At 45.3% G+C, this 18,536-nt stretch carries 18 protein-coding genes and 1 pseudogene; 8 read left to right on the top strand and 11 right to left on the bottom strand.

Features of this window, described 5'->3' with window-relative positions; genetic code table 11:
- Window positions 1-147: 147 nt before the first annotated feature.
- The gene (locus NYE43_RS01605) at window positions 148-1,569 is read right to left on the bottom strand and encodes a YcdB/YcdC domain-containing protein (protein ID WP_213418702.1); all 1,422 of its coding nucleotides are present in this window, start codon (window positions 1,567-1,569) and stop codon (window positions 148-150) included.
- Window positions 1,570-1,733: 164 nt separating this feature from the next.
- Here NYE43_RS01605 and NYE43_RS01600 point away from each other — a divergent pair.
- A pseudogene (locus tag NYE43_RS01600) lies at window positions 1,734-1,864 on the top strand (hypothetical protein).
- Window positions 1,865-1,887: 23 nt separating this feature from the next.
- On the top strand, window positions 1,888-2,952 hold the full coding sequence (locus tag NYE43_RS01595) for a DUF4352 domain-containing protein (protein ID WP_024120114.1): 1,065 nt from the start codon (window positions 1,888-1,890) through the stop codon (window positions 2,950-2,952).
- Between the two features lie 37 nt (window positions 2,953-2,989).
- On the opposite strand, the gene NYE43_RS01590 is transcribed toward NYE43_RS01595, so the two are convergent.
- The 3 genes from NYE43_RS01590 to natA all read right to left on the bottom strand — a co-directional run bounded on the left by NYE43_RS01590 (window position 2,990) and on the right by natA (window position 5,959).
- Entirely contained in the window at window positions 2,990-3,922 is a 933-nt protein-coding gene (locus tag NYE43_RS01590; RefSeq protein WP_213418271.1) for an aldo/keto reductase, read from the bottom strand.
- A gap of 135 nt (window positions 3,923-4,057) precedes the next feature.
- A complete protein-coding gene (locus NYE43_RS01585) occupies window positions 4,058-5,218 on the bottom strand; it encodes an ABC transporter permease (RefSeq protein ID WP_341060704.1) in 1,161 nt (386 codons plus the stop codon).
- Window positions 5,219-5,959, bottom strand: a complete 741-nt coding sequence (natA, locus tag NYE43_RS01580; protein ID WP_024120111.1) for a sodium ABC transporter ATP-binding protein NatA — start codon at window positions 5,957-5,959, stop codon at window positions 5,219-5,221.
- Window positions 5,960-6,102: 143 nt separating this feature from the next.
- On the opposite strand from natA, the gene natR reads away from it, so the two are divergent.
- Together natR and NYE43_RS01570 are read left to right on the top strand one after the other, a co-directional pair.
- On the top strand, window positions 6,103-6,804 hold the full coding sequence (gene natR / locus NYE43_RS01575) for a two-component system response regulator NatR (RefSeq protein ID WP_024120110.1): 702 nt from the start codon (window positions 6,103-6,105) through the stop codon (window positions 6,802-6,804).
- Between the two features lie 12 nt (window positions 6,805-6,816).
- Complete coding sequence (locus NYE43_RS01570; RefSeq protein ID WP_341060701.1) at window positions 6,817-7,773, top strand: sensor histidine kinase; 957 nt, start codon at window positions 6,817-6,819, stop codon at window positions 7,771-7,773.
- 43 nt (window positions 7,774-7,816) lie between these two features.
- On the opposite strand, the gene NYE43_RS01565 is transcribed toward NYE43_RS01570, so the two are convergent.
- Window positions 7,817-8,896, bottom strand: coding sequence for a helix-turn-helix domain-containing protein (locus NYE43_RS01565; RefSeq protein WP_095714482.1), 1,080 nt, complete (start codon window positions 8,894-8,896; stop codon window positions 7,817-7,819).
- A gap of 236 nt (window positions 8,897-9,132) precedes the next feature.
- Between NYE43_RS01565 and NYE43_RS01560 the strand changes: the two genes are divergently transcribed.
- Window positions 9,133-9,516, top strand: coding sequence for an RDD family protein (locus NYE43_RS01560; protein ID WP_024120107.1), 384 nt, complete (start codon window positions 9,133-9,135; stop codon window positions 9,514-9,516).
- A 37-nt stretch (window positions 9,517-9,553) separates the two neighbouring features.
- On the opposite strand, the gene NYE43_RS01555 is transcribed toward NYE43_RS01560, so the two are convergent.
- Both NYE43_RS01555 and NYE43_RS01550 read right to left on the bottom strand, forming a co-directional pair.
- Window positions 9,554-10,192, bottom strand: a complete 639-nt coding sequence (locus NYE43_RS01555; protein WP_095714483.1) for an esterase/lipase family protein — start codon at window positions 10,190-10,192, stop codon at window positions 9,554-9,556.
- A 170-nt stretch (window positions 10,193-10,362) separates the two neighbouring features.
- A complete protein-coding gene (locus NYE43_RS01550; protein WP_326323772.1) occupies window positions 10,363-11,496 on the bottom strand; it encodes a type II asparaginase in 1,134 nt (377 codons plus the stop codon).
- 216 nt (window positions 11,497-11,712) lie between these two features.
- Here NYE43_RS01550 and NYE43_RS01545 point away from each other — a divergent pair, with 216 nt between their 5' ends.
- Together NYE43_RS01545 and lmr(B) are read left to right on the top strand one after the other, a co-directional pair.
- Window positions 11,713-12,279, top strand: a complete 567-nt coding sequence (locus NYE43_RS01545) for a TetR/AcrR family transcriptional regulator (RefSeq protein ID WP_024120104.1) — start codon at window positions 11,713-11,715, stop codon at window positions 12,277-12,279.
- Between the two features lie 57 nt (window positions 12,280-12,336).
- Window positions 12,337-13,779 carry a lincomycin efflux MFS transporter Lmr(B) gene (gene lmr(B) / locus NYE43_RS01540; protein WP_063623076.1) on the top strand — a complete coding sequence of 481 codons (1,443 nt, stop codon included), beginning with the start codon at window positions 12,337-12,339 and terminating at the stop codon, window positions 13,777-13,779.
- 115 nt (window positions 13,780-13,894) lie between these two features.
- Here the strand turns inward: lmr(B) and NYE43_RS01535 are convergent, their stop codons facing one another.
- On the bottom strand, window positions 13,895-15,010 hold the full coding sequence (locus NYE43_RS01535; RefSeq protein ID WP_326323773.1) for an aminotransferase class V-fold PLP-dependent enzyme: 1,116 nt from the start codon (window positions 15,008-15,010) through the stop codon (window positions 13,895-13,897).
- 80 nt (window positions 15,011-15,090) lie between these two features.
- Between NYE43_RS01535 and pcp the strand changes: the two genes are divergently transcribed.
- On the top strand, window positions 15,091-15,738 hold the full coding sequence (gene pcp, locus NYE43_RS01530; protein ID WP_024120101.1) for a pyroglutamyl-peptidase I: 648 nt from the start codon (window positions 15,091-15,093) through the stop codon (window positions 15,736-15,738).
- Here the strand turns inward: pcp and tatC are convergent.
- The 3 genes from tatC to phoD all read right to left on the bottom strand — a co-directional run bounded on the left by tatC (window position 15,735) and on the right by phoD (window position 18,499).
- Complete coding sequence (tatC, locus tag NYE43_RS01525; protein ID WP_024120100.1) at window positions 15,735-16,460, bottom strand: twin-arginine translocase subunit TatC; 726 nt, start codon at window positions 16,458-16,460, stop codon at window positions 15,735-15,737. The genes pcp and tatC overlap by 4 nt on opposite strands.
- Window positions 16,461-16,521: 61 nt before the next feature.
- A complete protein-coding gene (tatAD, locus tag NYE43_RS01520; RefSeq protein WP_010332899.1) occupies window positions 16,522-16,734 on the bottom strand; it encodes a sec-independent protein translocase protein TatAD in 213 nt (70 codons plus the stop codon).
- 13 nt (window positions 16,735-16,747) lie between these two features.
- Window positions 16,748-18,499 (bottom strand): alkaline phosphatase PhoD, encoded by a 1,752-nt coding sequence (gene phoD / locus NYE43_RS01515; protein ID WP_127696073.1) that lies wholly within the window; start codon window positions 18,497-18,499, stop codon window positions 16,748-16,750.
- Between the last annotated feature and the right edge of the window lie 37 nt (window positions 18,500-18,536).

Genomic DNA, 18,536 nt, shown 5'->3' with positions numbered 1-18,536 from the left:
CCTTGTTTATTATATAAAAAGACCCTTCTTCTTTTAAAGTGAAGAAAGGTCCTTTTCTATTAAGGAAACTGGGTTTCCATATCCTTTCTATTACTTTTTTCATACATCAGCCAGTACACACGCCGAAAATGTGTGACTTTTGACTGTTTACAATGCACTTATGACAGCCTCACCAGTATGGGCATCAATCAATCTCGGATATACCGGGTTGTAGACGAGCCGGTAGCTGTTTTCTTCATCTTCTTCGTATTCTCTCTTCCAGCCAAGCTCGACTTTAAAATGGCGCCAAAAGATAGACTTGGCTTGTTCCGGTGAAATGGATGGAACAGGGTCAATCGCTTGGAGCACTTCAGGGTCAATGTCCGGTCCCATGTAAACGGTAATAAGTCCTGTCTGGCGGCTGACGCAGATTTTGACCTGCCCAAACCGAAGCGGAACTCCGTTACAGTGCACGTCAAACGTAAAGACGGCTGACGAGCTTTCTTCATCCTGTTCAGCGTATTTGATCTTAAAATATTGATCAGCATTCGGAAACAACGCAAACAGAAAACGAATGGCGATTTTTTCGCACTCTTCCTCGCTTACGGTATACGGCCCTTTTTCGTCTATAAACGACATAACACCTTCAAGTTTTCCGGTTTCTTTGTTATGGATGGTTTTCAGCATTTGGTGAATCCGTCCTCTTAACCAGCTGTCCATGCTTTTATCCGCCGGTTGATACACAGGATTATCCGGATTCCGCCAGACGATCCCGATTCTCCCATCCCCTAGATCCGTTTCCCGCTCTTTGACTAAGCCTTTTTCGACCCCGATCATGCTGCCAGGATCGGCCTTTTCGTGAATGCCCTCGAATAAAGGGAGAGGAAAGCTTTCCCGCTCCCTGTAATCGTCATTATCAAATTCTTTTTCTTCTCGAACCAAATCAGCAGGCACAGCAATGCCCGCGTTTTCAAACTCATACACCAAATGCGGCTGATCGTCTCCGTTTTTGTAGACAGAGCGATGAAGGATCTCAAACAGGAGAGTGACATCTACATCTTTCTTGAAATAAGCCAGTGCTTCTTTTTCATCTGCGACCTGTTCCGGCTTGATTATATTGCACGCTTTCCCGTAATACCGAAAATACACCACCTCCCCTGATAAGGAGACATCAGCCATAAATCCGCTCATAGGAAGCGGCAGCCCGTCTTCCATTTGAACATATGAAAACCTTACTTTATCATCATACGCCTCATCATTTTCTTCACGGACAAATGCAGACGGAGCTTCAGGATAATGAGAGTTCACGAACTGAATCAAGATATCCTCTATTTGGTCTTCGGACAGCTTCTCACTGCTTTCAGGCTCAACATCTCGAGAAAGCCCTTCCAGCTGTCCGTCCGGTCCAAGCTCTACGATGATCCCTTTGTGTTCATCCTGCGGATCTATCCAGCAAAAATACGACCTTTTCCGTTCATCACCATAATCTTCAATTTCCAGCTTTAAGTGTGTCGGCACACGGCCGATTTCCAGTGCTTTTTGTTTCAATTCCTCTTTTTTCACCAAGGCGGCCCCCTTCTTCGTTCGAATGTCACCCTTCGACTGATCACAAAGTAATAGTCTAATATACACAAATTTCTGTGTTTTCCAGTTTTACCAGAACATTTTTCACCAAAAATAGTATGATGAACCTATTCAATATAAAAGCTAATAATCTTAAAATTAATTCCGTTGCAACTTTTTATAGGTCATCAATCGCAAAGAAGGACGGAGTTTCCAGAAATCTGGGTAAAACCGTGAGAAAAGAACCGATTTTTTTGGCTGGATGATGTCAATCCATTCAAAAAGATCCAATTCTCAAAGACAAAAGACTCCCCTTTCCTAAAACCATTTGAGGAGGAAAAATGAATGTTTCAGAAAAAAACGTACGCTGTTTTCCTTGTTCTCCTGCTGATGCTGTTTACAGCTGCTTGTTCCGGAAGTAAAACAAGCGCGGAGAAGAAAAATTCAGAAACAGAAAAAAGCGCAGATATAGCTCAAGTTAAGATCAAAGATGTCTCTTATACACTTCCGTCTCAGTATGATAAGTCAACTTCAGATGATCAGCTCGTGTTAAAGGTAAATGTCGCTGTGAAAAACACAGGGAAAGAACCGCTTAATGTAGACAATATGGATTTCACTTTGTATCAGGGTGATACCAAAATGTCTGACACAGATCCTGAAGACTATAACGAAAAGCTGCAGGGCAGCACGATTAACACTGACAAATCCGTTGAAGGAAATCTTTTCTTCGTTGTAGATAAAGGCGAAAAATACGAGCTGAATTATACGCCGGAATCTTACGGTGATAAGAAGCCAAAATCAGTTACATTCAAAATTGATGGAAAAGACAAAAAAATCCTTGCGACAGCAGATCAGCTCCAAGACTCTGCGAAAGCTTTATCGGCATATATAGATGTCCTTCTTTTCGGTAAAGATAACAAAGATTTCGAAAAAATCACCGGCGCTAACAAAAATGAGATTGTGAACGACTTTAACGAGTCAGCAAAAGACGGCTACCTCTCAGCATCAGGCCTTTCAAGCACATATGCGGACAGCAAAGCGCTTGATAATATCGTGAACGGCATTAAAGCGGGATTAAGCAAAAACTCATCGATTCAAGCGAAAACAACTTCAATCTCTAAAGACGAGGCAATTGTTGAAGCCACAGTTAAACCTGTAGATGCATCTTCTCTTTCAGACCGTATCGAAGACAAAGTGAAAGACTACTACAGTAAAAACTCTAGTGCTAGCTATGAAGAGGCAGTGAAATACGCGCTTCAAGTCTATCCAGAAGAGTTCAAAAAGCTTGGCCCGGCTTCAAGTGAAAAAACAGTTGAAGTGAAAATGAAGAAAAATGACATCGACCAGTGGCAGCTTGATATGGACGATTACAGAGCAGCAGAATTAGTTGAAGCATTCATTAAAGAATAAACATCAAAAGGAAATAGCCCCAGGGCTATTTCCTTTTTTATTTAAAAATCCTGCTGATGAACTCTGCTTCATCATCCGTCAGTTCAACATCTAAGGTTTTTAGGTTAGCCTTCAGCTGTTCCGGGCGCTTAGCACCTGGAATGATGGCGTCTACAGCCGGTCTCGTTAACAGCCAAGCCAAGGCGACATGAGCCGTTTCCGCATTCTTTTCCTCAGCTACCGCTTTGAGCTTGTCCACTTTTTTCAGGTTTTGAATAAAGGTTTCTCCCTGGAATTGCGGGTTGTTCTTTCGATTGTCGTCAAAGGCATCATCTTTTGTAAACTTTCCGGTCAGCAGCCCGGATGCGAGCGGGAAGTACGGAATAAAGGAAATCCCGTGTTTTTCACAGTATGGGAGCAGCTCCTTCTCAGCATCACTCTGAATTAAAGAGTATTCTGACTGAAAGACCTCCAAATAGCCGTCCGCATTAAATTCCTGCAATTGCTGATAATTGAGGTTCGAAGCCCCGATCGCTTTGATTTTCCCTTCATCCTTCAGTTCCTTCAGCGTGCCCGCGACTTCCGCAAGAGGTGTCTTGCCATCCGGAAAATGAACATAATACAGATCGATGTAATCTGTCTTCAGCCGCTTCAGGCTCTTTTCTACCTCGCCGCGAAGAAAATCCTTGCTGTTGTCAAATTCAATGCGGCCGTTTACTTCTTTATGGGCTCCTTTAGAGGCGATAATGAGCTGATCCCGGACACCGCGTTCCTGAACAACCTCACCGATTAATTCTTCGGATCGCCCCAATCCATATATAAAGGCGGTATCGATAAAGTTCACGCCGCCGTCCAGTGCCGTGCGAACCAAGTCCTTGCCAGTTTCATCATTCAGATTCGGAAACAGATTATGCCCGCCGACCGCATTTGCGCCGAATCCGATCCGTTTCACCTGTAAATTCGTTTGCCCAAGTGCACGTGTTTGATCCATTGTCCCTTCTCCTTCCGAAAAGATTTGATGAAAAATAGCGCAGGTTCCACTTTCTGTATTAGATATCCTTTTTCTATTTTCCTTCTTTTTTCAGCATACACAAAAAGGAGAAAGTGTATTTCTCCTTTTGCAAGTTTATTTTGGCAGAACCCATTTGTCTTTTAAGAAGCAGGCTCTGGCCAGTAAAAAGAAAATGGCGATGAGCACGACGATGGTTCCGCACGTGTATAGAATGGCAGCCGGATTTATCATCCCGAATAACAGCTGTTTAAATAAGGCGTGCAGGTTTAGGAATGGGATGAAAAAGTAGGATAGATCGATTTGATTCGGCGCCTTATTGAAGATGAAAAACATCGGGAATATAGGCAGAAAGACGACAAGAGACATATAGCTCTGCGCTTCTTTTACCGTGCCGGAAATGATGCTGATCATAAGCTCCATTGCGGCGATCAGCATTGCAGAAAGCACGATGATCAAAGCTGAAGCTCCGATAATGACCCATAAGTGATCTCCCAGCTGAAAGGCTGTTCTTAACTTTTCCGTAAATAAGACGGTGCACAGAATCAGAAAGATCAGTGACAATACGCCAGAGGCTATCCCGAAGGTAGAAACCGCAAGCCACTTGCCGACTAACACTTTGTTTCTGCTGACCGGGGTTAACAGCAGCGCTTCTATGGATTTCCGGTCCTTTTCTCCGGCAATAATATCAAGAGCGATCGGCATGGCACCGGAAACGATTGATGTTAAAAGCAACATCGGAAGAATGGCGGAAAGCATGATCGCGGAAACGCCTTGCTCTTCATCTGCTTCTTTTTGCTGAACCGAAAACGGCTGGATCACCGAGTGGTCAATATGTTTACTCGTTAAACGTTCTTGCACAATTTCATTTTTGTACTGCTCTAAGGCAGATTGCACAAGCTGCATAGCATTTGATGAACCTTGATCGACCGAGCTGCCGTAAACGTCAACCTCAAAAGATGTCATACTGGTGATATAAGAATCAAACTCTTTCGGGACGTTCAGATACACATCCGCTTTGCCGTCATCGACCGCCTGTTCAGGTTTTGCGAATGTCTTTACATTGATTTCGTCAATCGCATTCAGCTTATGTTCCAGCTCAGACGGCAGGGACTGGCCGACAGCGATCGTGTACTGCTCCCCTTTGCCCGAAAGCATGCTTTCGTAGAAAAACACAAGGCCCAGCATCGTAATCATCGGAACCAAGATCGTCAGTAAAATTGTTTTTCTGTCCCGTAATGCATCGATCATCTCTTTTTTATAAATCTGTCCTACCATTTATGAAACCCCCCTGACCAGCTTAGACATAAAGATGTAGTTCAAATCGTCGCTGCGTTCGCTCTCGTATAGTGTTTCAAGTGCTCCTCTGTAAATGACCTCTCCGCTGTGCATCATAATGACACTGTCACAGAGCGCCTGCACCTCCTCCATAATGTGGCTGGAGAACAGGATGGTTTTGTGTTCTCTTTTCAGCTGCTGAATAAATTCACGAAAGATATTGCTTGACGTAATATCTAGTCCTGTCGTCGGCTCATCAAATAAAATGATATCCGGATCGTGAATCAGCGCCCTAGCAATGGCGACTTTCTGCCTCATTCCTTTTGAAAACCCGCCCACTCTCCGGTCCATATAATCACGCATGCCGAACCGTTTTGATAAATCTTCTATTCTCGCTTTGATTTCGTGGCGGTTCAGCCCGTACAGCCGGCCAAAGTACTGTAAATTTTCTTTTGCAGTCATCCGGTCATAGAGTCCTGTTTCTCCCCCGAATAAGACGCCGATTCGTTTCTTGACCTCCGCCGGCTGCTTGGCCGTGTCAAAGCCGTCTACTGCGATCGTGCCCTGTGTCGGTTCAAGCAGGGTCGCGATCATTCTCAGCATCGTTGTTTTGCCGGCTCCGTTTTCTCCGAGAATGCCGACGACTTCTCCTTTTTGAATCGTTAAGCTTACATCACGCACAGCTTTGACTACTTTTTTCTTATCTGTAAACCTGCGGCTGCAATCCGTCAGTGTAATCATGTCACAATCTCCCTTTTTGTTATTTCTAGTAATGACTATATACGAAAAGCTGGATTTGTTGGATAAAGTTGTCGCGAAGAGTTCTTTTTATGTCGCGAAATGGGATAAAATAAAGGTGATTCTATTTAACTAGGGGAATGATAATGGTAAAAGTCGGACTAGTCGATGATTATCGAGTAGATTTAGAGAAGCTGGAAGCAATCGTGTCCAGAATGCAGGATGTCGAAATTGTCTTTGCCACCGATTCGGCGGAGGAAGCTTACAGCCGGGTGAAGAACGGGGACATTGATCTTCTGCTTGCCGATATTGAGATGCCTCACATGTCAGGCTACGAGCTGGCGGATTTAATCAGATCTCATTCGCTGGATGTGGATGTGATTTTCGTCACCGGCAACAGCGGCTATGCGGTTCACGCATTTGATCTGAACGTCCACGACTATATTATGAAGCCGTACCACGCCGATCGTCTCAGCTCTTCCTTCGAACGTTATTTCAAAAAGAAAACGGAAACGAGCTTGAACGGGCGGATTTTGATTAAACAAAAATCTAAAATGCATGTGCTGCAAAAGAAGGATATCATTTTCGCCGAACGCACAGGACGGTCGACGACGATTGTGACAACAGCTGAAGAAGTGCAAACGTATCAAACATTAAACGATATTAAAGGCGATCTGCCGGAGAAGGATTTTCTTCGTTCGCACCGCTCCTTTATTATCAACATTCATTACATTAAGCATTTTTCCGCTTATACGAAGCATTCGTTTACGGTTTCGTTTGAGGGAACATCTAAAAAAGCGATGATTACCAAGCAGCAGCTTGATTATTTTCAAAACTATTATTTTTGAGGAGCGCAGGTTGTGATAACTCTGTTTCAATGTCTTTATTTGTTTTTATTCAGTTTCCTATTTTATCAGTCGGCTGCCATTCTATCGCACAGCACAGCCGTTTCTTGGCTCGCCGCTGCTTTAGGCGCGGCGGCAGCGGTTTTATACATACAGAAAACGAAGCCTATGCGGGATCGCTGTCCGCTTCAGCTCTATTCATGTATCGCCGTGATTCACATTCTGTCGGCGGCGTTTTTGCTGATCGCCCCCTCTGGATTGGCACTGCTGCTTGTGATTGTGATATTCGCAACGTGTGAATGGCTCCGCATCGGGCTGTGCCGCTCGCTGACAAAGCTTTTTGAACAAATCGATCGGCTGACTCAGGCTGAACAGCACGCCAATCGAATGCTGATGGATGTCAGGAGCCGGAATCACGATACAATGAAGCATATCACAGCGCTCAGCTCGGCGCAGTCAGAGCCGGACACACAAACATACATAAAACATTGGGCGGGCCAGTACAGTCAATATGACCGGTTTTTGAAAGGAGAGAGTGCGTACATCGCAGGGGTGCTGTATGACTTTCTGGAAAAAGCAAACGCTTCGAATGTGAACGTTTCACTGCATTTGCATACACCGCTTTCTTCCCTCCCTTTCTCTCCCGCTGATCAGGTCAGCCTGGCCGGCAACATATTAGAAAATGCGCTCGACAGCGCTGCAGAGGCCCCTGAGAAAGCGGAGATCAAGCTGGAGACAACACTGCGAAGCGGGCTTTATGTGCTGATTTGTGAAAATACAACACCCGGCATGGAACCGAAAGTGCTCGATACACTGTATCAGTCATTCGGCCATACGACGAAAAGCGGCACTCATGAAGGAATCGGCACTTATGTGATCCAAAAGCTGGTGAACCAAGCTTTTGGCAAGCTTGATTTCACATATCGCCACCCTGTCTTCCGTTTAGAAATCAAAATTCCGTTCCAAAAATAAAAAACCTTGAAAAGCTTGGCTTTTCAAGGTTTTTTGTTCGTCATTAAGATGTTAATGATTGTGCAAAGCGATCCGCTTCATCTTGAAGCGTGCTTTCAATTTCTTTGTAGCGGCTTGAAATCGTTGATGCGCTTACGCCGTATTTTTTCGCCAGTTTGGCTTGAGAAACGGTTGCGCCGTTAAGTGAGATTGCATTCACATAATATTCAACTGCCGCCGCAAAAGCTTCCGGCTTTCTGATGACAGGTGATTTTTTCTCGCAGAACGATTTCCAAATGTCAATGACTGCCGGAATCAGCTCATTCGGATATTCATCTCCGCTCATGCCTTTTTCGATCGCCGCCGCTGTTTCTTTCTCCATGTCGTTTGCCCACTCAACGTTGCTTTCTTGAACAGGCTCCGCTTGCTGCGGCTGTTCATCTTTTTCAGCTAACAGCGCGAAAAGTACGTTGTTGAACTCCTGCTTCATGAAGTCCTCCGGCGTTTTGCCGTTTTTCACTGCAGCATCCGCATATGTCTTCACCTTGCTGATCAGCTCTTCCGTTCTCTTCACTGGGAAGATTGTGAACTGCATGAAGAATTCCGCTTTTTCCGCTTCATGAATCGGATAGCCGAGAATCAAGCTTCCCACTGGAGGGAGGTCTTGACTTGTGACGTCCATTTCCACGTCGAATTGTTTTTTCGTAATGACATCTTCAAAATGAATAACTGCTTCTTTCATATCCTTCAGCAGCAATAAAGCAGGCGTCATGCTCTTCCAAGATTCAACGATCTCACGTGTTTTCGGGCGGGTGATCGAATCGCCTTTTTTCTGAAGGTACTCTTCAAAGATCGTTTTGTCACCAGCGAGCGGGTGAAAGAAGATTCCCCAGATTCCTAAATTAAATACACTGATGTCCTTTGTCTGCCTGTCCATAGTAGAAAGAAAATCATGCTGGTTGATAAAACCTGAAATGCTTTCTCTATGTACTGTGAAGGCATACTCCACTAAGTCTTCCTGAATTTGTTTTGCTTCTTTTGCCGCTAATTCTGTCGGGAAGTCGACAACTTTATTTCCGCAGCATTTTTTATATTTCTTACCGCTGCCGCATGGGCAAGGGGCATTTCTTTTCACTTTTCCCACAATAAACCCTCCGAATTCTGTTGTAACTTTTCTATTTTAACAAAAATAACTTCTGAGGGCTTGGTTTCGGGCTAAAAAAGAATTTGGTAATGTGACAGCCTGGTTCATTATGTAAATTTACCTATGACTATTTCATCAACTTTTGTGATTTAAGACTTATAACCTATTCCCACTTTAGGCCCTTCTTTTTTACAATCGTTAGGTGTTTATCTAAAATTTTTAAGGAAGTGTTTATGTTGGAACTAGCTGGTTTTATGCTGCGCGCCTGCGCTCTTGTGCTTGACGTGATCATTGCGGCCGCAGTGATTTTAGCATCCGGATTTATGTTTGGCGACGGGTCCGCTGGCGTCATCGTTGTCGCCATATTGATGCTGCTTGTGTATCCTTTGCTGATGCCGCTGACAAATTGGAAGGGTACGCTGGGCAAAAAAATCATCGGGCTGCAAATCGTGAGAGATGAAACACACGAGAAAATCTCCCTCCCTCAGGCCATTGTCCGTTACCTGATAGCGTGGGTGCATGTGTTTTCCCGCCTGATCTATTTAACAGCCGCATTTACGAAGAAAAAACAAACCGTTCATGATATGGCTGCGAAAACAATTGTGCTGAAAGCAGAATAACCTTGAAGAATAGGATTCTTCAAGGTTATGTTTCTCATTAGTTCGTATTTTGTCCGCCGCCGTTCAGCCCTTCTTTAATCAGGCTGTTGACTTGGCTGCTGTACAGAAGGCCGATATGTCCGACACCGTTGATACGAACATTTTTTGCCCCTTCTAAATTAGACAGATAGTTCATAACAATCATGTCCGCCGAGCTGTAAATGGACGTATATAAAATCTTTTGATTTGGGTCCGTTCCCGGAAGCGCCTTGTTTGAAACGAGACGGTTCGCGCCGCCAAGCGTTACGACGTTTTCAATTTTATTACCGCCGTCCAGTTTTTTTATGTAATAAAGCGTGTTGGCGCCCCCCATGCTGTGAGCGACAATGTCCACTTTTTTCGCACCGGTTTCATCTAATACCTTTTGCACAAAACGTGATAATACTGGGCCGTTGTTTAAGTTATTGCCTGTCTTGTCCCAAAAATCTACAGCATACAGCTTGTCCCGTGACCAGCCTTGTGATGCCAAATACGTTTTAATACCGGCAAAGTTAAAAGAAGCTCCGCCAATTCCGTGAACCATCACCACCGGATTATGTTCAGCGGCTTTCGCTGACGGCTGCATCGCAAACATGGATGTAACTGACAGCGCAACAATTGTTACAAGTGCAATGATCTTACCTCTTAAAAGTTTCATAATATCCTCCTTTTTTTGTAACAAATTCTTAAATTATAATACTTTGGCAAATTAATTAAGTAAAGGGTAAATTTTACTTATTTTTAAAGAAATTTTAAGGTTGAGAGAACATTTCAGCTGTTTATGATCCCGAAAATGCAAAAAAAGAAGGCTTTTTCGCCTTCTTCTCTTTAATATTCATTAAAATAGTCTTGGATTTTTTTAGGATCATCTGTTTTGGTGAGCGCGAGCATTAACAATATCCGGGCTTTTTGCGGATTTAAGGAGTTTGATGCCAAAAGGCCGTTTTTCACATAGTCGCCGTTCGGTGTGACGACACCATTTCCCGTACGGGTTGAGCGAACCACTGTGACGCCTTTTTTGACCGCACTGACTGCTCCTTTTTCGGCTGCGTCAGATAACGATCCGTTGCCTGATCCTGCGAAGACTATGCCTTTTGCTCCGGCTTTCACAGCCGCATCAAACAGATAGCTTCCGTCATTTTGGTAGCCGTACAGAATGTCTACTTGCGGCAGTTTATCAAGGCCGGAAATCGAGAACTCAGTATCCTTTGTATGCTTGCGTGTCATTTCATTATGAAAATAAATGTCATCGGCAATCGTTCCGATGTATCCCATTTCTTCTGATTTAAAGGTGTCTGTTGCGGTTGTGTTGGTTTTTGTAACGTACCGTGCTGAAGCAATGCGGTCATTGAGAACGACGAGCGTCCCTTTCCCTTTTGCATCAGGTGCGCCTGCCACTTTAACTGCGTTATACAAGTTGGACGGGCCATCAGCACTGATGGCTGTGGACGGCCTCATCGAACCGGCAACAACAACCGGTTTATCGCTTTTTACAATGAGGTTCAGAAAATAAGCCGTTTCTTCTAATGTATCTGTTCCGTGGGTCACGACAATACCGTCAACATCATCTGAAGAAAGCAGTTTGTTGACTCGTTTTCCGAGCTTCAGCAATGTTTTGTTATCAATGTTTGTGCTTCCGACGTTAACCACTTGCTCGCCGCTGACATTCGCAATGTCCTTCATCTCTGGCACCGCTTCGATCAGAGACTCAACGCCGACGACACCTGCTTTGTATTCAGTTGTAGAGGTTTTTGATTTATCGGCTCCGGCAATCGTACCTCCTGTCGCCAGTATTTTGATATTTGGAAGGTCATTTTTTTTGGAAGCAGAAGCTGAAGAAACTTTTTGTGTCTGCGTTTTTTCTTTTGGGGATTCTTTTGCTTCAGGAGATTGTGAGCATCCGGTAAAAGCAAGCAATAGTGCGGTAAAAAGGGTCAGTAAGAGGAATCGTTGTGTATTCATGTTTTCTCTCCTTTTGTTTGGTAACGTCTTTACACCTTTTAATAATTGAATATTTCATTTATTCAGTCAAAATGTGCGTCAGGTTATCTCTCAGCTTTTTTATATGCTCATTTTATTTTCTTATTCGAGTTCCTTTATCTTGACATTCGATGGGTGAATCATGATAATAGACCAGTCACTATATTTTATGATCGCAATCAGTAAGGTGGGAATGTTATGAGCTATGGAGATTCTCGTGAGAAAATCCTTTCTGCAGCTACCCGGCTTTTTCAGCTGCAGGGGTATTACGGCACGGGACTGAACCAGATTATTAAAGAAAGCGGTGCACCTAAAGGCTCTCTTTACTACCACTTTCCCGGCGGTAAAGAACAGCTGGCAATTGAAGCCGTGAATGAAATGAAGGAATACATCCGCCAGAAAATCACAGACTGCATGGACGTGAGTACTGATCCCGCAGAAGGCATTCAAGCCTTTTTGAAGGAGCTCTCCTGTCAATTCTCATGCACAGAGGACATTGAAGGCCTGCCCGTCGGCTTGCTTGCGGCAGAGACATCATTAAAAAGCGAGCCTTTGCGAAAAGCCTGTGATGAAGCCTACAAAGCGTGGTCCCTTGTGTTTGAGGAAAAATTGCAGCTGTCGGGTTACAGCGAGAGCCATGCCAAGGAATCAAGCATCATCATTAACGCGATGATTGAAGGCGGCATTCTTTTATCATTAACGGCAAAAGACAGCACACCGCTTCTTCATATCTCCAGCCGCATTCCCGCTCTGTTGAAGAAATAAAAAAAGAGACATACTACTACAAGCTGAGTGAATACATTCAGATGAACGAGAGGAGAAATAGATTTGGAAACAGCAGCTAAAGCATCTCAGCAATATAAAGTGATGCCAATTATGATATCTTTGCTGACGGCCGGTTTTATCGGCATGTTCAGTGAAACAGCGCTGAATATTGCGTTAACCGATCTTATGAAGGAATTGAACATTACAGCGGCAACCGTTCAATGGTTAACAACAGGCTATTTGCTTGTGCTCGGTATTCTTGTTCCTGTTTCAGGTCTGCTATTGCAATGGTTTACAACTAGACAGCTTTTTACTGTGTCACTGATTTTTTCAATCATAGGCACCTTGATTGCGGCGCTTGCGCCTAGCTTCTCATTTTTATTAGCGGCGAGAATCGTTCAGGCACTTGGAACAGGACTCTTATTACCGCTCATGTTTAATACGATTTTGGTGATTTTCCCGCCCCATAAACGGGGAGCGGCCATGGGAACAATCGGACTTGTCATTATGTTTGCGCCGGCAATCGGCCCTACATTTTCCGGGTTGGTTCTTGAGCACCTCAACTGGCACTGGATTTTCTGGATCTCTCTTCCGTTCCTTGTGCTTGCGCTCATTTTCGGTATCCTGTACATGCAAAATGTGTCTGACATCACAAAACCTAAAATTGATGTCCTGTCTATTATTCTGTCGACGATCGGTTTCGGCGGCATTGTGTTTGGATTCAGCAACGCGGGTGAAGGCTCTGGCGGATGGTCCAGCCCGACTGTGATCGTTTCACTTATTGTCGGTGTTATCGCCCTTATTCTATTTTCAATCCGTCAACTGACGATGAAGCAGCCGATGATGAACCTGCGTGCATTCAGATACCCGATGTTTATTTTGGGCGTCATTATGGTCTTTATTTGCATGATGGTCATCCTGTCATCCATGCTGCTTCTGCCGATGTATCTGCAAGGCGGCTTAGTCTTAACAGCATTTGCCTCAGGACTTATTCTCTTGCCGGGCGGTATTTTAAACGGATTTATGTCACCTGTCACAGGCCGTCTGTTTGATAAATACGGACCGAAGTGGCTTGTTATTCCGGGATTTTTGATTGTGACTATTGTTCTGTGGCTCTTCTCAAATCTCACGACAGCTTCAACAGCAGTGCTGATTATCGTGCTGCATACCTGTTTGATGATTGGGATCTCCATGATTATGATGCCTGCTCAGACAAACGGTTTAAACCAGCTTCCGCGTGAGTTTTATCCGGACGGCACTGCCATTATGAACACACTTCAGCAAATGGCGGGCGCGATCGGGACAGCTGTTGCGGTCAGCATCATGGCTGCCGGTCAGCATGACTACATGAGCAGCGTAAAAAATCCAGCCGATCCGGCAGTCATTCCGCAGGCATTGACAGCTGGCGTTCAACATGCATTTGTCTTTGCGATGATTGTTGCGATTATCGGTTTAATTGCCGCTTTCTTTTTGAAACGAGTAAAGGTTGATCATCAATAAGAAAACCCCCTGATCTTGAGGTCAGGGGGTTTTTTATACCTATATCGGACAACACACTCAAGCAAGACGCGAGCGGCGCCTAAGGAGGTGAACATCTATTTTTAAGTGATCGCTTTTAACGCGCGGATAAAATCGCAGCCATTTCATCAATCGCATAACGCAGTTCGCTCTTCGTATTATAAAAGTGAGGAGCGAGACGGATGACATTGTCCCGCGGAGCGCAAATCACGTTTTTCTTCTTTAGTAACGCCGCCGTTTCAGATGCCCGTTCATCCCGAATGGAAATCATGCCCGGCTGCTGTACCGATGGCGCCCCCGCAAGCTCCAGCCCTTTTTCAGCTGCAAATTGAAACGCATCGGCACTCACTGCTTTTATATGATCGCGGATACGGGACATTCCGATATGATTCAGCAGCGATAAAGCCGCAGCCGCTGCATACACGCTTATAAAAGCAGGGGTTCCTGTTTGAAAACGCCTCGCGCCTTCTGCATAAGACGACGCCCCAAACCCGTTTTCCCGCCCGAACCAAGCAGATGCTTTGGGCTTCAGCTCGTTCGCCAGCTCTTTTCTCACATAAAGAAACGCCATGCCCGGTATGCCGAGCATATACTTTCTGGTGCCTGCCGCCAGCATATCTATGCCCCATTCTTTCACATCAATAGGAATATGCCCGGCAGATTGATATGCATCTACAAATACCATCGATCCCTTTCTCTTGGCGATGGCAGCGATGGCTTTTATATCCTGAATGCAGCCGTCACGATAATGAACGTGCGGAACACAGGTCAGCACCGTCTCTTCCGTGATATACCTTTCATATTGTTCGAGCGGCAGCTCATTGTCTATTGAAGGGATCACAGATACATTATAATCAGATTGTGCCTGCCAAATATGAGACACCGCCGGAAAATCCATCTCCGTGTATACAACATGTTTCTTTTTAACAGCAGACAAGGATGATGCCACGGAAATCATCGCATCAGAAACTGACGGCACAATCGCAATCTCATCCGGCTCAGCCCCTACCAGTCTCGCAAACTCGTTTCTGGCACTCTCTGTCTTGTCAATCGCTTCATTCCAGTTCGTCCCCCTATGCAGCAAGCTGTCATGATAATCTTGTATCGCCTTTGACACCGGCTCTGCCAACGCGCTCTGTGAGCAGCTGGCAAGCATGATGCGGCTCTGCACGGTTGGGAACAGATGTCGGTATTGCTGCGGCAATTGTTCCATTCTGATTCACTCCTTTTTATTATTTTGATGAAAAATCCAGAAATAAACAATAGAATAATAGAAAAAAGGAGATGGCAGCCATGAGAAAAAAAGTGCTCTTCACAGGTTTTGACCCTTTTGATCAGGAAACTGTCAATCCATCGTGGGAAGCGGTGAAACGGCTGAATGGCTTTGAAACGGATCAGGTGATCATCGCTTCGGCACAAATCCCGACTGTGTTCAGAACCGCTCTTGACACTTTGCGGCAAGCGATTCATAAACATCAGCCGGACATCGTGATCTGCGTCGGGCAAGCCGGCGGCCGGATGCAGGTGACACCGGAACGGGTCGCGATCAATCTTGCAGACGCGCGTATCCCGGATAATGAGGGAAACCAGCCGATTGATGAGGAGATTTCTCCCGGCGGGCCTGCCGCTTACTGGACAGGGCTTCCGATTAAACGCATCACATATCAAATGAAGGAAAACGGTATTCCGGCGGCTGTTTCCTTTACGGCCGGCACATTTGTATGCAACTATCTGTTCTACGGGTTAATGGATCACATTCACCGTACGTCTCCGCACATTCACGGCGGGTTTATCCACATTCCGTACATTCCGGAACAAACAATCGACAAAACAGCGCCGAGCCTCAGCCTCGACATGATCGTCAAAGCATTGAGGATCGCCGCTGTTACGGCCGCACAATATGATCAGGATACGAAGTCACCCGGCGGCGCGCTTCACTAAGCGGCGGCCGCTTCACTGGTCAGTCTCTTTTTGTATACAAACGCTGATAGTGTGACACTCACTTCGAACAGGACAAGCAGCGGAATCATCACGAGAAAATCAGAAATAAAATCTGGCGGGGTAATCAATATGGACACCACGATCAGCAGAAAATAGGACAGCTTTCTCGCTTTGGCCAGCCGGTATGGATTTAAGATGCCTAACCTTGTCAAAAACATCACCACAAGGGGCATTTCAAACAGAAAACCGAACGGCAGGCTCAAATTCACCATAAACCTGAAATAGCGGTCAGCGGTAAACATCGTTTCAAAATGGCCGGCAGACAAATGTGTCAAAAAGCCGAGAACGATCGGAAACAACACAAAATATCCGAACGAGATGCCGGCCAGAAACAGGGCGAATAATCCCGGTATGTACATCAGTGTCACGTTGCGCTCCGTTTTTGTCAGCGCCGGCGCTACAAAACGCCAAAGCTGATAGGCGGCAACGGGGATGGAAGCGGCAATCGCACAAATGCCGGCAAGCATCATATATACCCAGAGAATTTCACTCGGTCCGAGAACAGCTAATTTTCCGTCAAAATCTCTGATCAGCCAATCATAAATGTCCTCCACAAACAAAAAAGCCGTAATTAAAAACAGAAGAAAAGCCGCAAGTGTGAAGATGATCCGACGGCGAAGCTCTTCTAAATGTCCAATCAGATGAGTTTCTTTTTTATCCATTCAAAAAAGCCCTCCCTTTCATGAGAAAAAGAGGCAGACCATGCGTCTGCCTCATCAGCACTCAGCCTGCGTTTTTGTCCTGCTTGACCGCTGACAGCTCAGCTGATTTTTCTTCTTTTTCATCACCAGACACAAGTGATTTTGTGGCGCTTTTGAATTCCAGCAGAGTCCGACCGGCGGCTCGCCCGATTTCCGGAAGCTTTGAAGGGCCAAAAATAATGAGGGCGATGACAAAGATCAGAATCAAGCCTGGTATTCCAATGTTTGAAAACATTATGTTTCACTCCTTAATGCGTGATTTTTGCCCGTTTTTTGATCATTTGTTTTTCATGGGCTTTGTTGTGCTCAAAGAAACGATCCTCTTCGACTTCATTGGATTGTTTCACTCCGCCTTGAACCATTGTCGAGGATACCTTTCTCAATCCGGTTTGGTCTTTTTGATAAACGAATGAAGCCCGTGTGGAAATGGCTGCTCCCGGCTCTGTCACAAATGGCATTACCCGATAATCAGCTTTCCACTGGTGAGGCGTTACTGTACAGCGGACATATCCGCGGTAATCGTTAAAGAACTTGATATGTGGATTTTCCTTTAAAATTTGATCGGTATCCGCCCGCTTATCCGCTCCGTTTCCTCCGGATGTGATGGAGGTGCCGACAAATTCAGCCCCGAAAATTTTTGAGCTTGTTTTATTAAAATCGACATGCAGATTCGATGCCCAGCTTGCGTGTACATCTCCTGTCAGCACAACAACATTATTTAAATTTTTGCTGTTAATGTAATTGACGACCCGTTCGCGCTGAGCCGGATAACCGTCCCATGAATCCATGCTGTAGATCGGGCTTGAGCTTGTCCCGAAATTCCACTTCGCAAAGAAGATTTGCTGTGCCAGCACATTCCAATATGCAGTCGAGCTGCTCAAATTGTTAAAAAGCCACTGCTCCTGTTCTTTTCCTAACAAAGTCCGATTCGGATTGAGCGATTCATCAGAAGGCGGCTTATTGCCGTCGTTATTGGCTTGGTCATCTCTGTACTGGCGTGTATCCAGTACATTAAATGATGCCAGATTTCCATACGTAAAGTGGCGGTACAGCTGCATATCCGGGCCATTCGGCAGAGAGGAGATGCGGAGCGGCATATGCTCATAATAAGCCTGATACGCCGCCGCACGGCGCAATACAAACGCGTCAACCGACTGCCCTTTTTCCGGGATTTTATTGGCATAGTTATTTTCAACTTCATGGTCATCCCATGTGACAACCCAAGGAAACGCCGCATGCGCCGCTTTTAAATTAGCGTCTGAACGGTATTGGGCATGGCGGTTTCGATAGTCCTGCAGCGTAATGATTTCTGCGCTGTTGTGCGTGCGGACATTGCCTGTTTTCGATACATATTCATTCGGCCCGTACTCATATATGTAATCACCGAGATGGAAGACAAGATCAAGCTTTTCCTTCGCCATATGCTTGTAGGCTGTATAATAGCCATGCTCATATTGCTGGCAGGAAGCGAAGGCAAAGGTCATTTTCGGCACATTGGCACCTGGGGCCGGCAGTGTTTTTGTTTTTCCGACAGGACTTAGCTCATGTCCGGTTTTGAATCGGTAGTAGTACACTTTGTTCGGCTCAAGCCCGTCCGCTTCCACGTGGACAGAATGGGCGAGGCTCGGTTTGGCCATTTCTGTGCCCTTTCTTACGATCTTGCGGAAGTGCTCATCCTTTGCCACTTCCCATTTGACAGGCACAACCTGGTTCGGCATCCCCCCGCCGTTCAGCGGATCTGGCGCCAAACGCGTCCAGAGCACGACGCTGTCAGAAAGCGGATCTCCTGAAGCGACGCCGAGCGTAAACGGATAACTAGAGAACTTAGGTGCAGCATTTACTTCAAATGCTCCTACTGACTGAGCAATGGTTAACCCAAGAGAAAGCCCCGCAATTTTTCCAGCCCCCTGAATAAATTTGCGGCGGTCAAACGTATTATTCTGAAAGCTTTCGTCTTTCAATTTCTGTACCCATTCGTCAAAACGACTGTCATTTGCCATTCCAGATCCCCTCTCTTCTCATTGATCGCTTTCATTA

It is taken from the genome of Bacillus sp. FSL R5-0434 (genome assembly GCF_038004745.1).
Classification (GTDB): domain Bacteria; phylum Bacillota; class Bacilli; order Bacillales; family Bacillaceae; genus Bacillus; species Bacillus halotolerans.
Note: the sequence above shows the minus strand (reverse complement) of the source record. Positions and strands in the feature narration are given on the sequence as shown.

Bases quoted from the DNA above. Each gene is read 5' to 3' on its own strand.
- NYE43_RS01590 (WP_213418271.1), bottom strand. From the start codon at position 3,922: ATGGATCAAACACGTGCACTTGGGCAAACGAATTTACAGGTGAAACGG.
- NYE43_RS01585 (WP_341060704.1), bottom strand. From the start codon at position 5,218: ATGGTAGGACAGATTTATAAAAAAGAGATGATCGATGCATTACGGGAC.
- natA (WP_024120111.1), bottom strand. From the start codon at position 5,959: ATGATTACACTGACGGATTGCAGCCGCAGGTTTACAGATAAGAAAAAA.
- NYE43_RS01535 (WP_326323773.1), bottom strand. From the start codon at position 15,010: ATGGAACAATTGCCGCAGCAATACCGACATCTGTTCCCAACCGTGCAG.
- pcp (WP_024120101.1), top strand. From the start codon at position 15,091: ATGAGAAAAAAAGTGCTCTTCACAGGTTTTGACCCTTTTGATCAGGAA.
- NYE43_RS01555 (WP_095714483.1), bottom strand. From the start codon at position 10,192: ATGAAACTTTTAAGAGGTAAGATCATTGCACTTGTAACAATTGTTGCG.
- tatAD (WP_010332899.1), bottom strand. From the start codon at position 16,734: ATGTTTTCAAACATTGGAATACCAGGCTTGATTCTGATCTTTGTCATC.
- tatC (WP_024120100.1), bottom strand. From the start codon at position 16,460: ATGGATAAAAAAGAAACTCATCTGATTGGACATTTAGAAGAGCTTCGC.
- NYE43_RS01550 (WP_326323772.1), bottom strand. From the start codon at position 11,496: ATGAATACACAACGATTCCTCTTACTGACCCTTTTTACCGCACTATTG.
- NYE43_RS01595 (WP_024120114.1), top strand. From the start codon at position 1,888: ATGTTTCAGAAAAAAACGTACGCTGTTTTCCTTGTTCTCCTGCTGATG.
- NYE43_RS01545 (WP_024120104.1), top strand. From the start codon at position 11,713: ATGAGCTATGGAGATTCTCGTGAGAAAATCCTTTCTGCAGCTACCCGG.
- phoD (WP_127696073.1), bottom strand. From the start codon at position 18,499: ATGGCAAATGACAGTCGTTTTGACGAATGGGTACAGAAATTGAAAGAC.
- natR (WP_024120110.1), top strand. From the start codon at position 6,103: ATGGTAAAAGTCGGACTAGTCGATGATTATCGAGTAGATTTAGAGAAG.